Consider the following 16,687-nt stretch of genomic DNA (forward strand, 5'->3'; position numbering starts at 1 on the left):
TACCTTTTTTTTTAATGACTTTCTAAATTTATTTAAACACTAGTCGATGAGAAGATGCTGGAGTTGCAGTAGTAAACCTGCACCCCCTAGATAAAGTGCTCCAACACCCGATGCCAGTGGATTGGTCAATGCTGTAGATTTGGTATTAGCTCCGATTGCATTAATTGCAGTCAAACCGGCTACCGCAAGCGCGTTGACTCCGATATCGACTTGTTTAACGACATTTAGGCTAACTGGATAAACGACAGGTAGTTTAATTCCCAAAAGACCACCTGATACTTGATCGATTTCTTGTACATTAAGTTCGCGAAGTGTGGACATTTCATTCACCATTATTAATTAAACTTATATGGAAAAACAGGATTATCATTACTAAACACAATTACTACATTGTTGCAATTTCAACGTTTCATTGTCATCACAGGGATGATGACAATGAGCCAACAGTACGCTTTATCCATAGAATATTCAATATCGAAATAATGCTTTATTGAGACATAATATACATTTTATAAAACTGATATTTTTAGATAAAAATATAATGTATTTATTATTCAATGATTTGTGGTGTACCAAATGATCAATTCACTTTTTCGGACAAACACTACGGGTCATAAGGTATAAATGCTTACGTAAGATGATGTGTTAACTTACAACATCTTCTTTTTGTTGAACATTTGGAAAAATTTAATGTGTAAAATATATTCTTTGCAACAAAAGAATAATAAATGTTAAATATGAATCATCTATTTGTTTAAGTTAATATTTATTTAATATGTGGTGCGTCGAGTCGTCATTTATTATTATTTTAATTATCCTTATAAAATCTTTGTTTAAGATGAATGAGAAATTATAGATGCTCTCTTGATTACGGCATTGAAGAAAGTTGGCGTGAATATTTCTTATGAAATTTCCACGCCAACTTGTGAGGTTTTATAGCCCTGTATGTTGAGCTATAAACGCTTTCATATCATCAACATTTGATGTCATGACTTTGACGCGTTGCGGCAATGCTTCAATATTTTCAAACCCAGCAGGGCGCTCAGCATCGCGACCTAATGCTTCTTGGATTGTCTCGTTAAATTTCGCTGCAAGAGCAGTTTCAAGGACGATCATCGGTACGTCTTGCTCGAGGTGCTCAAGCGCAACTTTGATGCCATCTGCAGTATGCGTATCAATTGTAATACCGTAATTCTGCTCAACTTGACGGATCGTATTCAAACGATCGCTATGTGTAGATTTACCTGATTGGAAACCAAATGCCGCAACTTTCTTGAATTCATCCCCATCACTACCTGTCTGGCCTGATAGATCGAAGCCGCCTTCCGTCTCTACTTTACGGAAAAGTGCGGCAACTCGCACAGCATCGCGATCAAGTAGATCGTAGATAAAGCGTTCAAAATTTGATGCTTTTGAGATGTCCATGGAGGGGCTTGATGTATGCCAAGTTTCCGCTGACTTTCGTACGCGGTAGATACCCGTTCGGAAGAACTCATCAAGCACATCATTTTCATTGGTTGCGACAACAAGCTTTGCGATCGGCAGCCCCATCATGCGCGCAATATGACCTGCACAGATATTGCCAAAATTACCCGAAGGGACTGTGAATGATACTTTTTCAGTATTTTGGGTTGTTGCTCGTAAATAACCCCGGAAATAATAAATAACTTGAGCAATGACCCGTGCCCAGTTTATCGAGTTGACCGTCCCGATTTTTTGCTTTGCTTTATAGGTTAAATCATTTGATACGGCTTTAACCATGTCTTGGCAATCATCAAACACGCCTTCGACCGCAATGTTGAAAATATTGTCATCCAATAAACTAAACATTTGCGCTGTTTGAAAAGCACTCATTTTTTTATGAGGGGATAACATGAATACACGGACACCTTTTTTGCCACGCATTGCATATTCTGCTGCGCTGCCGGTATCGCCCGATGTCGCTCCAAGAATGTTCAATTCTTCATGTTGTTTACTGAGCGTGTACTCAAACAAATTACCGAGTAACTGCATAGCCATGTCTTTGAATGCCAAGGTAGGGCCATTCGACAGGGCTTGTATAATCAGTTTACGGCCTGATTGGTCCTCAAGTACGCGAAGTGGTGTGATTTCAGATGCATTCTCACCAGCGCGAGCATTTTTATACACTTCAGCCGTATAGGTCTTAGTCACTAAAGCTTTAATGTCATCTTCAGGAATATCAGTAATAAATTTCTTGAGTACTTCAAAAGCAAGATCAGCATAAGAGAGCCCGCGCCAAGCATTTAGCTCATCATGGCTGACTTGTGGGTAGACTTCAGGCAAGTAGAGACCGCCGTCTGGCGCCAAACCACCTAAAAGGATTTCAGAAAAATTTTGAGCTGCGGTATAGCCGCGAGTTGAAACGTATTGCATAAGAGATATGGAATAGTGGCTGTTATTGACCGCAGATTATCGGCTATTCCAGCGCCTTTAGTCGAGTAAAATCTGTAGCTAATCGCCCTGCACTCGACTCTAGGAAGGTTTTACTGTCAATCTTCATGCTGTTGCCCGATGCTCAATAACGCTTCTGCATGAGCCAGTGTTAATGGCTCAAGACGTACATATTGACCATCGAGAGTAATGGTAATGGGTGACGACATATCAATCTCTAACCCCAAAAGATAGGGTTAGTTCACTTTTCTGACGATGACTGAGCCGATTGAATAGCCAGCACCAAACGAACAGATCACACCGACTTCCCCTACCGCAAAATCTTGAGAATTTCTATGGAAAGCAATGATTGAACCAGCAGAGCTGGTGTTGGCAAACTCATCGAGAATAATCGGGGCGAGATCCGCACCATGCTCAATATCTTCAGTGGCTTCGGCCGCGGACTCTTTGCCAAGGATCATTTTTAGAATAAATTTATTCATAGTGCCGTTAGCCTGATGTAACCAGAAACGACGTACTTGATGCACATTAAGGCCATTGGCTGCGACATGGTCAGTAATCATCTGTGCTACAAGTGGAGAAACTTCACGGAATACCCGGCGACCATCCTGACGAAATAATTTATCCGGTTGACCTATACCAGATTCATCGCCGCGATTGAGGAATCCAAAGTTATTGCGAATGGCATTAGAAAACTGGGTCAAGAGTTTGGTACTGATGATTTCAAAACCTGGTTTAGAGTCAGTTTCTTCGACGATAACCGCTGTACAAACATCGCCAAAGATGAAATGACTATCACGTGTACTAAAGTTATTGTGTCCTGAGGTGATTTCCGGGTTGACCATCAACACACGCTTAGCTGAACCCGCTTTAATTGCATTCGCTGCTTGCTCTAAACCAAACGTTGCTGCACTACATGCAACGTTCATATCAAATCCAAATCCATGGGTCATTCCTAATGCGCCTTGGACTTCAATGGCAATCGCAGGATAAGCCCGCTGCATATTTGAACAAGCCACCAAGACCATATCGATGTCATTTGCAGTTAAATTTGCCGCTTTCAGCGCCTCATTTGCAGCGATAACTGCAATTTCAGCTTGAATAGAAATTTCATCATCTGGACGTTCTGGGATGATTGGTGCGAGGCGATGAGGATCTAATACCCCTTCTTTATTCATGACATAACGTGCTTTAACACCTGATGCTTTTTCAATAAATTCAGCGGAGGTACTAAGTTTTGCTGCTACTGTTCCTGCTGCAATTTCCGCAGCATGCTCAGCATTATAAAGTTCAACATGTGTATTTAGACTTGTAGCAAGCTCTTCATTACTAATCGAAAATGGTGGTATGTACAATCCTGTACCTGTAATGCGAATACTCATATCAACCTCGTCATCAAACCATTTAAAAGATAAACTTAATGTTTTTGTAAAAAACTATTTCAAAAAAAAAGAGATCAGCTAGTTTCAACTGCTTGCCAGAGTTTGTCCAGTCTTGTAGGTGACACAGGCGTTCTCGTTTTCATAGGTTGAGCAAATAATGAAATTCGTAGCTCTTCCAGTAACCAGCGATATTCTGCCAATTTTGTTTCACTATCACGATCCTGTATTCTTGCCATGAGTGGACGCAATGTTTTAACGCCATCAGTATCTTTGCTCAAGCTGTTTGGAAGGCGTTCTATACGCATGGCAAGTGCTTTTAAATAACGTGGATACTGTCGCCAGTGTTCATTATCGATACGATACACAAAATCATTCAAATGCAGTGCATCCAATTGATCTTCTATATCATCCATATTAATGCCAAAGATCGTTTGATCGAGTGTCATCATTTTGCGACGTATCGCCTGCCATTCGACAAAAATTTCAGTCAATTCTTTAAGGACCTGCTGTCCAACAGATAAGAATTTTGCTTTATCCTTAATGATCATTACTGAGAATTCTCCACTTGTCAGTGGTAGTTCAGCAAATGTCACATCTAGCGTGGCGCGAATCAGCATATTCTCAAGTTGAGCCTGATTGCCAAGTGGCGCAAACGTTAAGATTAAGGCTTTTGGTAGTTGTTTTTTTAGTTGCTTGGCCTGTTCAACAACTTGTAAAGACAATAAGTGGAGTACGCCGCGTCGATGAGCTTCTCTTGCCGCTTTTTCATCGGTGAATATCTGAATTTTAATTTGGTCAGTTTTTTCATCGACAACCAATGCTTGAAATTGACTCACTTGTAGGCCTGAGATTGTCCGATTACTTTCAAAATGGAAACGCTCAGGGAACGTGGTGATTAAACCATTTTTTTCGGTTTGATCACTATTCTGATGTAGAGGTGATGTGGTCAGCGACTTACATTTAGCTTGCAATTCCAGTAAGTCTCGACCTTTTGCAACCACATGTTTACGTTCATTAATGACTTCAATCAAGGGACGTAAGTACAGAGGTATGTTTGAGACATCAAAACTACTTTGCTTGATGTCCTGCATGTTTAGTACGCGGACTATTTCAGCGGTAATGCTTTGACCAGAATCCATATCAAGTCGATCATAGATTTCATCTACGGTATCTGGAATAGGAACAAGCTTACGTCGCTGCTCTTTCGGCAATGACTTGAGTAAGGCTTCTACTAGCTCCAAACGCCAACCTTGGATACCCCATGACAAGGCATTCGCATTTAACTGTGGCAATGCTTGAACGGGAATCATGACAATGGCGCCATCATCATCGCCAGCAGGATCAAAAATATAACGTGTAGGCAGTGTAAGCTTACCGACCTGCCATTTTTCAGGGAAATCATTGGTATCAGGAACAGAGCCCGCTAAAATATCAGCTTCTGTTAAACATAAGAATTTAGGATTGGTTTTCTCGACTTCACCACGCCAATCTTCAAAAGCGCGACGACTAGCGATCGTTGCAGGTACTTTTGCTTGATAGAACTCAAACAGCGCTTCTTCATCAACCAACAAATCACGACGCCGTAGCTTATCTTCAACGCGCTGTACATCTTCAAGCATTTTTAAATTGTGCTTTAAGAATGGCGGCGTAATTCCTAACTCGCCTGTAACTAGACCATCACGCAGAAATATTTCATGCGATTCTGTTTGATTAATTTTTTCGTAATTAATCAGTTGTCTGGCTTGAATAATCAAACCAAATAATGAAATCTGGGCATAAGCATTGACGAGACCCGGTTTTTTTGCCCAATGAGGTTCAAAATAGTGATACTTAAGCAATCCACGTGCTGCTGAAATAATCCATTCCGGCTCAATTTTAGCCAGTGTGCGCATAAATACTTGGCTAGTTTCTACAATTTCAAAAGACATGACCCATGCTGCATTGGCACGATTTAAAGTACTGGCAGGGAAAATACGCGTCTTTTGCTGGCGTACTGCCATATATTCATTTTTTTGGTCCGTTTTTTGGGCAACAAAAGACAGCAAACCCGTGAGCAATGCGCGGTGCAGATTTTCATAGTTTGCTGGGCGTACATATCCATCTTCATCTGGAGCTTCAACCACTTTAGCTTTGACCTGTTGATCAATCAGCTTATTTGTAGTGACTGTCTCATTGAATGAAAGCTTGAGCTGCTCTGCCAGTTCAAGAAGTTGCTTATGTGTTTGCTTCCACTCTCGAATACGCAGCCAACTTAAATAATGTTGCTTTGCAAAGTTACGGCGTTGATTCTCAGTCAACTCTCTTTTTTGCTCAGCCAGCACTTTCCAAAGTTTAGTATAGAACAAGAAGTCCGAGTCTTTTTCTTTAAATAGAGCATGCTTCTGATCCGCTTGAGTTTGTTTATCTGCGGGTCTTTCACGCGGGTCTTGCACGGATAGTGCACTTACTACGATTAACGTGTCATGCAAGACTCCGAAATGTGAGCCTGCCAAAATCATACGAGATAAACGTGGGTCAATCGGCATCCTGGCCATCTGTTGGCCAATGGTGGTCAGTGTCGTCTCACCTTCATTCAGCGCGCCAAGTTCAACCAGTAACTTGGTCCCATCATTGACCAGGCGGTAGTCTGGTGGCTCGATAAACTCAAACTCATCAAATGTACCTAGACCCAAATTTGCCATTTGTAGAATAACGGAGGCTAAATTGGTTCGTCTAATCTCGGGTTCTGTAAATTCAGGACGTCCAAGAAAGTCAGCCTCACTATACAATCGGATGCAAACCCCTGCTGCGATACGACCACAGCGGCCTTTACGCTGATTTGCCGCTGCCTGACTAATCGCCTCAATGGGTAGGCGTTGTACGCGAGAGCGATAGGAATAACGCGAAATTCGCGCAAAGCCCGAGTCAATGACATAGCGAATATTAGGAACCGTCAAAGCTGTTTCAGCGACGTTGGTGGCAATAATAATGCGCCGTCCTTTGCCGGATGGATTAAAAATTCTTTGCTGTTCACTTAAGGCTAAACGAGCGAATAACGGCAATATCTCGGTATGCTTTGGCCCATAACGCGTAAGCGCCTCTTGCAACTCACGAATTTCAGATTCAGTACTGGCAAAGATAAGAATGTCAGCTTGCTGAGGATTGCCTTTGGTCGTGGCATCTTGATAACACTCTTCTACAGCGGCAACAACGGCTCGGGGAAGATTTTCTTCAAAATCATCAAATGCATCATCATCGCTGCCACCCACCGCAAGCTCTGAAATTGGGCGATAACGCAGTTCAACAGGAAAACTGCGCCCTTCTACAGAAAAGATCGGTGCATCATTAAAATAACGACTAAAGCGATTCACATCCAATGTTGCTGAGGTAATAATCACTTTCAGGTCTGGGCGTTTAGGCAGAATCTTGCGCACGTAACCTAAGATGAAATCGATATTTAAGCTACGTTCATGAGCTTCATCAATAATCAGTGTATCGTATTTGGTTAAAAAACGATCATGCGCCAGCTCTGCCAATAAAATCCCATCGGTCATCAGACGAATAAAGGCATCGTTATCACCGGTTTCATTAAAGCGAACTTTAAATCCGACAGATTTACCTAGGGGCTCACCTAGCTCTTCAGCAATGCGCTGCGAGACACTTCGTGCTGCTAGGCGTCTGGGTTGAGTGTGCCCAATCAGACCCGTTAATCCTCGCCCTGCTAATAATGCGAGTTTAGGGAGCTGCGTCGTTTTTCCAGATCCGGTCTCACCGGCAACAATAATGACCTGATTTTTTTGAATGGCTTCAATCAGTTCATCACCGGATTGGCTCACAGGTAAATCTGGGTTTAAGGCGATTTTAGGTAAGCGGCTATAGCGTGCTAAGACTTCGGCATTTGATTTTTTTAATAATTCAGCATGGCGTGCTGCATCATGATGCTTTCCTCGTAATAGCATCGATAAACGATGACGATCACGAGCCATGGGTAGGTGACGGATTGCAGAAAAATCTGGCGTAGTAGATGTCTCGAATGAGTTTGTCGGGGGTTGCGTTATTGTTGTATCTATTTCAGCTGACATTAACCATCTACTCTTACACTATGCTCAACCAATGGGTTTTCAAACGAAAGACCTTGCTTCATTTTTTCAAACATTTGTGGGTCTGCCCACTCTATTTGCACTTGTTCAGAAAATTCAAAATCCTGTAGCTTGAGTAAACCCATTTGTTCATTTTCCACATCAGCACGGAAACATTGGGCATAGCCAGTAGCTGTTTCGTGCACAATCACTGAATGGACCGTCACATCGCCTTCACCATTATGCGTAATAGTTTGGCGTAAAATGCTATCGGCTAAAAAGAAGAAGAATCTTGAGAATTGCTCAGCAGAGGGAGAAACCGGTAGCGAAATCCAACGTGCACTGTATTGCTTACATGCAGCAATATAGCCTTCATCATCCTGATTCCAAAAACAAATGGCATGATCAAAGCTGTCAATAATGTCACGAATCTGGCCTTTCAATAAGCCGAAATCATAGACCATTTGTCCATGATCCAAACGATGAGCCTCTAGGATCAATTCCACCTGATAACTATGTCCGTGGATTGAACGACGGCAACGATCACTGGTGCAATTGCGCACGATATGAGCGTTTTCAAATTTAAATAACTTGCGAATCAACATAATCTTTTACAGCTTAAATTTTGAGGGGCATACGATTAGAAAATAAGAGTGCGACTGATACAACAATGATCAAAGACAGCGCCATAGTGTTGATTATACGTCCTTCAGAACACTTTACGAAGAGGTCGATAAGATTAAGTGATGTGATGTCGCAACCCTAGAGTAAAATACATCGGCTAGAGCGGTCAATTAACGTTAAGACCCCGTTGGTTTTACAGAAAAATAGGGGATCGGTGCAAAGCTACGTTGCCATGCCGTCACACTTTGAGAAGTTCGCACTAAATCACTGGTGAGAAAACGCTCTCGTCCATTTGAGTTGACATCGATCCAAGTTTGGAAATAACTACTTTTTACATCGATAAGCTTTTGTATATTGTTTCGTTGTTCAGGTGGTGTTAATGGGATTTTTGAAAAAGACGAATCATTTAGAAAAGTAGCTGCACTTTTGATGATCGGTGTTGTTGCACCTATACGCTGGGTCACAAATGCAGTCATATCACTGACGGTCAAGCTATCATCCAATGCTGCCAAGACTACTGCAGGTGCAGTATTGACATTAATTTTTGAAGCGCTTGGTAAAGCCGTAATATAAGGTGCAATCAAATTATATTTTGCACCCTCAAAGCCACGCACCTTCCGCAATTCTTCAGGTTGTCCGAATAACCTATTCGCTGCAAGATAAGGAGGATTTTGTCCAAGATAAAAACTACTTTCTGCACCCAATGAGCCCGTAGGTTCGTCATTGGCATCTTCCCAATCGAGCACAGCGCCGGCAGATTCAGGATCAATGCCAACCTGCTTTAAGAGACGTTTAAAATATGCCAAGTTCGCAGCTTTATCTGTATCCGCAGCTAAATATAAATTATTAAGATTAAACATGCCGGATTGATCAATAATCCGTACGTTAATCACAGCATCTTCTATCGGGATTGGTGGTCTGGGCTTAGCCCATTCATCCTTAAGACTATCTGCACCAGTATTAAGTTTCGCACTCTGCATTAGCCCTGCACCCACCACACTCTCTCCTGCAAGTGCATACTGCAGTGACTGATCCTGACGTAAAAGTACATTGGTTTCACGAAGCATACGATCTTGACGCGTTAATAAACCGACGGCCAAGATCGTCGCAGTCACTACCATGAGTAGGATGGTGAGCAAGGCAACCCCTTGTTGTTTACTCTTTAAATGAGGGTGAGCTGGGTGTTTCATCTCAATCTCGCCCTCCGCCTGTTGTTGGTACGGCATTATCCGCTACGGGGTTTTGAGGAGTGGCTTGTGATGAATTCTGATTATCTTCTGGCTGGCTATTAGTAGTAGGCACCTGATTGGCGTTGGTATCGCTCTGTGGATTTGTTTGAGCCACAGCACTTGCACCATTTGTATTTGGAGTGGCTTGCATTGAGGCCGGTAGGTTTTTAACTAAAGGAAACAACCACTTCAATTGCTGGCCATGGGATGTCAGTGTAATTTGCACAGCCAAAGGTAATTTGATGAATGCCTGCGAGTCCGGTTCTGAGGAGGTTGGAATGCTACCATCCGTGCCGACAGGCCAAGTTGTTGTAGATGCTCTGTCTGCACTATCATCGATTGCGCTTACCGTCCAATCTGAAACATCATCCAACATCACTGTTTTGATTGGAATGAGGTTACCCGTTTGATCGACTTGTGCAAATGATTGACGAATCAGTTGTCCTTGTTGCACTGAATAAATGACCCGTTCTAATGGAGATACGCCCATTTGCAATGGGTCTATGACACCTGTTCGGGTTAAGTGGAACTCATTGTCTCGGATGAGCAATGCGGACTCTTTATTGCTTCCTAGTGTTGCTGAGCGCGGGATTGCTTGCGTGAAATCGCGTGACAATTGCTCATAAGTGGCTTGAATGCCATTAATTTGTTCTGCCTTGATCGCCGTTCTTTCACGCATTTGAATAAGATTTTCAAAAACTTGCCATCCCGCTAACGTTAATACCGCAAATATCGCCATGGCAACAATGAGCTCGATGAGGGTAAAACCCTTTTCGAAATACATTGCTGGGTGGGTAAGATGACGTCGGTTTTGAGTTTGATAATCAGGGAACATAAGACTTCTACTGCCCTGCTGGACGTTGAATGAAAATCACCAAAGACGTCACAGCATTCCCTGATTTGTCTGCACCTGATTCTACGGGCGCAACGGTGATGAGAACACGGCGTACGTCTTGTGAGAATGGTAAGGTGGATGCTTCGGTTCTTACAAGCCAATGCTGCCCTTGTTCCTCAACGTTATCCTCACCGCTCCCTTCAAGCCATGTTTGATTAATATTAATGTTGGCGGCTTTATTCATGGCGACAAAATGTGCCAGTGTTCGAGTTTCCAGTCTTTTGACGGTATTCACATAACCCATACCTGCCTGCGTTAAAGCTACAGCTGCAACGGCAAAGATGGCTAAAGCGACCATGACTTCAAGCAATGTAAAACCTGCTTGCTGTGGTTCTGCTTTAACGACCGAAACAGAAGACATTATTGATCACCATGCGTTGTACTATTGGATCCCGATGTATCGGTATTGACCCGTCCTAATGCTGTTACTTCAATAGCATCACCCACAGGTTTGGCATCTTGAAGAATCTGTAAGCGTGCGGCCGTTGCTTCACCGTTACCGAACCAAATCAGCTGTGGATTCAAAGCTGAATCGACCTTGAATTTTTCAAGCGCAGTATTCTGATTACGCGGCGCATTGTCCTGCAATAACGAGATGTTCAGCTCTGATCCAAGTGGTAAATCATGAACCTTGAAATCTTCCGCAAGTTTCCATCGCTTATCTTTGTTGGATTCATTGGGATCGAATTGAACTACGGCATATCGCGGTGGATCAGTTGCAGTCTGGTAAAAAGGCACTAAACCGAGCATTCGTCCTTGATCTTGTGCTTCTAAACGAATGATCGCAATCGAGTCAATCAACTCTTCACGCTCTTGCAGTAATTTACGGGTTTCTGAGCCTCCAAGCGATAAACTTACCATAGTGGTCAGTATCCCTGCGATCAAGATAACCAGCATGACTTCAATCAGAGTAAAACCTAATTCGTTTTGTCCACGCCCTTGATATTTGTCAAAATTACGCATTGATTAGTGGGTGGCTTGCGGAAAAGGAAGAGAAATCATTTGCTCAATCAATACCAACTTCAAACTCTCACGCTCCCCTAAATAGCGTTGATAAAAACTCGAGTTTAGAATTGCGGCGCCACCTTGCGTGACCGCCCAGACTGCTGCCAAGTAGTCCCGAGTTGTTAAGCGGCTATTAATACTCTCTAAATAAGAACCTGTTAAGGGTACAATGCGACGTAAACGTTGTTTTCTAATTCGATATAAATCTGAGAATAGACTACCCAAACCCACACCACCAGCAGCGAGACGTTCCTCGAGCTGATGCAAAAGCGCTGTACGCTGAGGCTGATCTAAGTGATGGCGCATATAGGTGATGAGCAACTCTTGAAATTCTGCTGTCGATTCTAGCAACAAATCAAGGAGTGCCTGTTCATGGCGAATAATGAGATGTAAATACAGCTCATCTTTACTCTGGAAGTGTTTATACAACGTCCCTTTGGCTAGATCCAGATGCAGCGCTAGCGTATCAAGCGTCATTCCACCTTCACCAGAGTCCAGTAAAAGTTGCTCGGCCATATCAAAAATCTGCGCTTCACGCGCTCTGAACTGAGCGTGACGATCTATTTGACGATCAGTAGTCATCCAGTCAATCCTTTATCTCGTACGATTGATATATCTAATGTACTTTGATTTAAATGATGATTATTCGTTTGTAGAGCTGCATGAATTTTATCTAAACGTTGCAGTGATTCTTGGGCATCCTGCAGCATCCGATCAAAATTGTTCGATGTGATTTGGGCTAATTTTTCTATAGAAATTTGATGCAAGTCAGCAAGGACACGCGCTACATGAGGCAAGTAGAGTGGCTCGTTGGATTTACCTCGATATGGCATAGGCGCCAAATAAGGGCTATCTGTCTCAATGAGTAAACGATCAAGAGGAACTTGAATGGCCACATCTCTTAAATCTTGAGCATTCTTGAAACTAATAATACCTGAGAATGACACGTAATAACCTAAGGCTAAAGCGCCTTCAGCTGTTGCCCAATCTTCAGTAAAACAATGCAGAACACCGTGAATTTTACCAAAAAACGCATGTTGTTCACGCAAAACGGTCAATGTATCAGCCCGTGCTGCACGCGTATGGACGATCACAGGCTTCCCAGTCAATTGACCTGCTGCAATATGTCGTGAAAACGACTCTCGTTGAACTTCTGCATTTTCAGTACTGTAGTGATAATCAAGTCCAGTCTCACCGATTGCCCATACTTTAGGGTCTTGAGCCAATGAAACTAAAGTATCGACAGTCGCTAATGTGAGCATCTCAGCAGATTCACAAGGATGTGCACCTACACTGATACCGATATCCCCATGATGATTCGCAATATCAAGCAGAGTCTCATGGTCATCTAAATCAACCGCCACGGCTAAAAAACGTGTAACACCCACTAAACGTGCCGCGTCTAAGGCGCGTTCTAACGAACCATCATAGGGCGTCAAATCAAGTCGGTTTAGATGACAATGTGAATCGGTAAACACGAAAAATACCCTATCTAAAAAAAGACTACTTTAAACCCAACATTATGCAAAAATACAATACTACAAAGTATATGTTGGACGATCAGAGTTCAGCAGGCCAGCGAGCGCCTTTTCAATTAAAATTTTGAGTTTCTGTCCTTCTTCACCAGCTAATTGCAAGGCAAAGCCCGCAGGACGTGTTCCTTGTGTGCGGTGTGTGACCCAGATCACTTTACCAGTCAGCGGCGTACGCTCTGTCGATTCTGGTAGCGTAACAACCACAAAAACCTCCTCCCCCAGAGGAAAGGTTCGATTACTGGGAACAAACAATGCTCCGCCCTGCACAAACGGCATGTAACTACTATATAACGTTTGCAAATCCCGGATGGGATAATTGATGATTCCTCCTGCTCGTGTGGGCAGCATATACACTCCTTTGTGTTAAAACTTTGAACATGCACCAAAATAACATGAATGCATCACTGCGTGCTAAGAATTGGGCACAAAAAAATAGGCTTTTAATTCATTTTCAGTAGGATGAATCATGAATTTTAGCTTATAGCTGCATCTCTTGTGATTTTAGTCCTACGGCGTATCCTGATTTAAGATATGTGCAATCTGATGTTCATGACTTTCATAGTATTCAACAGAAAATCCTTCAGCGCGCCAAGCGTCTATCCCGCCATGCAGAGATCTGACTTGAGTATAGCCTCGGCGTTTGAGCTCTCGGGCAACTTGAACGGCACTGGCATCATTAGGACAAGAACAATAAACAACCATCACCTGATCAAAAGGAATATCTGTAATAGTTTCAGCCAGCGCTTTTGGGTCTAATGCACGTGCCCCTGTAATACGCGCCAAGTCTAAACTTTTAACTAATGAGGACCTTGCATCAAAGATGAGTGGCAATTGCTCTTGGTTAAGAAGCTCCGCTAGCTCTTTAGGTGTAATTCGCGTTTGCAGTGCAAAGCGCTTAATCCGGTAACGTTGCCACCAGCGGAAAATCACATAAGTGATTAAAAACAGGAGTATAACAAATATGGCAATTTTGCCAAACTTAGCCATAGTGACCAAGACGATATTGATTTGCTGATAAAAAATAGCGCCGACGATCAGCCACGTCCCCGCCCAAAGTGCTGCTCCAGCAGTACTAAAGATGAAAAAGCTAGACCGACGTAAACCGAGCGCACCAGCCAAAGGGGGTGCAAGTGTGGCCAAACCCGGGATAAACTTGGCAATTACTAGTGTCGCAACGCCCCAACGATTAAAGTTGGTTTCAGATTGACGTACACAAGAGTCAGGGGAAAGTGAGATACGACACAGCAGATGCAAGATACGATGTCCGTAACGACGCCCTGCCGAATACCAGACAAAATCACCGAGTAAGGAGGCAACAATAGCAAGTAGTAAAGCGGTCAGCCCTAATTGTGGATCAACCATTGCTAATGAACCCATTAATAGCAATAACGGCAATACAGGAATGGGTAATCCAAGCTGTACAAGGAGCACCACAAGGAAAACACCTAGCGCACCATATTCAGTTAAAAGTGCAAACAATGTGGTCATTGCAAAATTCCTCATGCAGGAATGATAGGATTGCAGCTTGAATTCTCAATTAGGGCGTTCAAGGTGATCATCTCGCTAATCTTAAGACGAATAAGCAGTGATCGGGATTGTATTGTCCTCTTTTTTCTGCATTTAAAAAGAGTTCATGTCTGATAAAAAATATAAAACATTAATAAGTTCAGCTTAAGTATTCTTATCGCATCGCCAGGCGCTGCATCATATTTTCCATCACTAACTGCGCATTCACATTTTGCGTTTGTCCTGCAATGAGGTTGACTGCACAACGATCGAGATCAAGTAATGTGTCCAGAGTGACCAATTTCTCCAACTGATTAAACTGCCCAGCATCTAAATCGGTTTGAACTCTTCCTTGTCCCACATGTTCAGCAATCACATCACGCAGTAGTTGACGAACTAAATCAAGCCAGCTTTGAATCGGTAATTGTTTTTGCCAATAAGCCGCAGCATCAAGCACAGATCGTCTACCCGTCAATATTGCGAGCCAAGTCGCTAACCACTGACCGCGCAATTTAAACGAATCCATATTCGCAAGTGCAGTTGCTGCTAAAGGTGCGCCGCCAGCTAGACCTAATAACAATGTCGCTTGTTCCGTAGAAACGGCTGCCTCATCACGCACATATTCGATCGCAATCTCTGACTCAATACGCCCCAATGGAATTTGTTGTACACGACTGCGTATGGTTGCTGGTAATTGTAAAGGCTGATCAGCAACAAGAATGAGTAAAACACGTGGGGCCGGTTCTTCAAGTGTTTTGAGCAGCGCATTGGCTGCGGCAGTATTTAAGCTTTCTGCGGGTTCAAAAATAACGACCCGCCAACCCTGCCCCGTTTGCTGGACAAATGGCATTAGATCACGGATCTGATCAATTTTAATTTGGCGACTTTGTTTGCCTTTAGCATCTACTTCGCGCGAGATACGTAATAAGCTGGGATGATTGCCGACTTTCAGCCATGTGCAGCTTGCACAATGCCCGCAAGCCCCATCAACCGTTGGCGTATCGCACAATAACCAACCTGCAACATGTTCAGCGAAACGACGCTTTCCCGTTCCTGCTGCGCCAGTCAATAGGATACCGTGCGGTAAATTTGGCATGCGCCCAGTCAAACGATGCCACGCCTCACGTTGCCATGGCAATAAAGGCAAAAAATGCAATTGCTCGTGTGCGATTTGAGCAATGTCATCATCTTTTGCTTTAGGGGGAGCTTTCGCCATGGTTGTTTAGCCTGTTATAAAGCAATGAAATAAGAAATAAGTGTGCACTGCAAACGATATTACAGGTAAACCGAAGCGCCCAGTGCACGAATACGCTCCAAATCGTCAGGAGTATCCACGCCACCTGGCATCGAGACCACTGCATCCGCTATTGCAATTCGTCGCCCATGCTCAAGAACACGTAATTGCTCCAGACTCTCAAGCAGCTCTAAGACACCGACAGGCCAACTGACGTAATCCTGAAGTAACGATACACGATAAGCATAAAGTCCTAAATGTCTGCGTGCTGAAGCAGGGACATGGTTCACACCTTCCTTAAAACCGTCCCGATCATAAGGAATGGTAGCTCGGCTAAAATAGAGAGCCTCTCCTGTCAGGCTGCGGGCTACTTTCACGATACTGCTACGTAGATATTCATCGACATGGAGTATCGGCTCGCATAAAGTCGCCATTGCACACTGTGGCTGTGCATCAAGTAGTGCTGCAACCTGCTCAATCAGTACAGGTGGTAGTAATGGCTCATCCCCTTGTACATTGACGATGAGATCATTGGCGTCCCAGCCTTGTATGCGTGCCACCTCAGCAAGACGATCTGTTCCAGAGGGATGATCCGCAGAAGTCATTACGACATCAACACCCGCATTTCGGCAGACCTGCGCAATTCGCTCATCATCTGTCGCCACACATAGGCTATCCATCCCTTGAACTTTTCGTGCCTGATCAACGACACGGAGAACCATTGGTTTACCCCACAAGTCCAATAAAGGCTTACCGGGTAAGCGACTACTCGCAAAGCGGGTTGGAATGACAATATGACGCATAATT

14 protein-coding genes and 1 pseudogene are annotated in these 16,687 nt (G+C 43.3%); all 15 read right to left on the bottom strand.

The window, feature by feature from the left end:
- Positions 1 to 39: 39 nt before the first annotated feature.
- The 15 genes and pseudogenes from ACLHG7_RS11825 to kdsB all read right to left on the bottom strand — a co-directional run bounded on the left by ACLHG7_RS11825 (position 40) and on the right by kdsB (position 16,683).
- A complete protein-coding gene (locus ACLHG7_RS11825) occupies positions 40 to 321 on the bottom strand; it encodes a hypothetical protein (protein ID WP_410211212.1) in 282 nt (93 codons plus the stop codon).
- Positions 322 to 933: 612 nt separating this feature from the next.
- Entirely contained in the window at positions 934 to 2,394 is a 1,461-nt protein-coding gene (thrC, locus tag ACLHG7_RS11830) for a threonine synthase (RefSeq protein ID WP_410211213.1), read from the bottom strand.
- Positions 2,395 to 2,648: 254 nt separating this feature from the next.
- Positions 2,649 to 3,794, bottom strand: a complete 1,146-nt coding sequence (locus ACLHG7_RS11835) for a beta-ketoacyl-ACP synthase III (RefSeq protein WP_410211214.1) — start codon at positions 3,792 to 3,794, stop codon at positions 2,649 to 2,651.
- A 74-nt stretch (positions 3,795 to 3,868) separates the two neighbouring features.
- On the bottom strand, positions 3,869 to 7,759 hold the full coding sequence (hrpA, locus tag ACLHG7_RS11840; RefSeq protein WP_410211256.1) for an ATP-dependent RNA helicase HrpA: 3,891 nt from the start codon (positions 7,757 to 7,759) through the stop codon (positions 3,869 to 3,871).
- Positions 7,760 to 7,854: 95 nt separating this feature from the next.
- Positions 7,855 to 8,457: a 6-pyruvoyl trahydropterin synthase family protein gene (locus ACLHG7_RS11845; RefSeq protein WP_410211215.1), complete on the bottom strand. Its 603-nt coding sequence runs from the start codon at positions 8,455 to 8,457 to the stop codon at positions 7,855 to 7,857.
- 195 nt (positions 8,458 to 8,652) lie between these two features.
- Positions 8,653 to 9,666 carry a type II secretion system minor pseudopilin GspK gene (gene gspK / locus ACLHG7_RS11850; RefSeq protein ID WP_410211216.1) on the bottom strand — a complete coding sequence of 338 codons (1,014 nt, stop codon included), beginning with the start codon at positions 9,664 to 9,666 and terminating at the stop codon, positions 8,653 to 8,655.
- 1 nt (position 9,667) lies between these two features.
- Positions 9,668 to 10,540, bottom strand: coding sequence for a type II secretion system minor pseudopilin GspJ (gene gspJ / locus ACLHG7_RS11855; RefSeq protein WP_410211217.1), 873 nt, complete (start codon positions 10,538 to 10,540; stop codon positions 9,668 to 9,670).
- Positions 10,541 to 10,547: 7 nt separating this feature from the next.
- Positions 10,548 to 10,961, bottom strand: a complete 414-nt coding sequence (gene gspI, locus ACLHG7_RS11860; RefSeq protein ID WP_410211218.1) for a type II secretion system minor pseudopilin GspI — start codon at positions 10,959 to 10,961, stop codon at positions 10,548 to 10,550.
- Positions 10,961 to 11,563, bottom strand: a complete 603-nt coding sequence (locus tag ACLHG7_RS11865) for a Tfp pilus assembly protein FimT/FimU (RefSeq protein WP_410211219.1) — start codon at positions 11,561 to 11,563, stop codon at positions 10,961 to 10,963. Before ACLHG7_RS11865 ends, gspI begins: the two co-directional genes overlap by 1 nt.
- Before the next feature lie 3 nt (positions 11,564 to 11,566).
- Positions 11,567 to 12,169 (bottom strand): TetR/AcrR family transcriptional regulator, encoded by a 603-nt coding sequence (locus tag ACLHG7_RS11870; protein WP_410211257.1) that lies wholly within the window; start codon positions 12,167 to 12,169, stop codon positions 11,567 to 11,569.
- Between the two features lie 137 nt (positions 12,170 to 12,306).
- Positions 12,307 to 13,083: pseudogene (locus ACLHG7_RS11875) on the bottom strand (TatD family hydrolase); the annotation flags it as partial.
- Between the two features lie 60 nt (positions 13,084 to 13,143).
- Complete coding sequence (locus ACLHG7_RS11880) at positions 13,144 to 13,488, bottom strand: PilZ domain-containing protein (protein ID WP_410211220.1); 345 nt, start codon at positions 13,486 to 13,488, stop codon at positions 13,144 to 13,146.
- 159 nt (positions 13,489 to 13,647) lie between these two features.
- Positions 13,648 to 14,628 (bottom strand): DedA family protein/thiosulfate sulfurtransferase GlpE, encoded by a 981-nt coding sequence (locus tag ACLHG7_RS11885; RefSeq protein ID WP_410211221.1) that lies wholly within the window; start codon positions 14,626 to 14,628, stop codon positions 13,648 to 13,650.
- 193 nt (positions 14,629 to 14,821) lie between these two features.
- Positions 14,822 to 15,862 (bottom strand): DNA polymerase III subunit delta', encoded by a 1,041-nt coding sequence (locus ACLHG7_RS11890; RefSeq protein ID WP_410211222.1) that lies wholly within the window; start codon positions 15,860 to 15,862, stop codon positions 14,822 to 14,824.
- 59 nt (positions 15,863 to 15,921) lie between these two features.
- Positions 15,922 to 16,683 (bottom strand): 3-deoxy-manno-octulosonate cytidylyltransferase, encoded by a 762-nt coding sequence (gene kdsB / locus ACLHG7_RS11895; RefSeq protein ID WP_410211223.1) that lies wholly within the window; start codon positions 16,681 to 16,683, stop codon positions 15,922 to 15,924.
- Positions 16,684 to 16,687 lie beyond the last annotated feature (4 nt).

Origin of the sequence: Aquirhabdus sp. (genome assembly GCF_046462495.1) — a bacterium.
Lineage (GTDB): Bacteria > Pseudomonadota > Gammaproteobacteria > Pseudomonadales > Moraxellaceae > Aquirhabdus.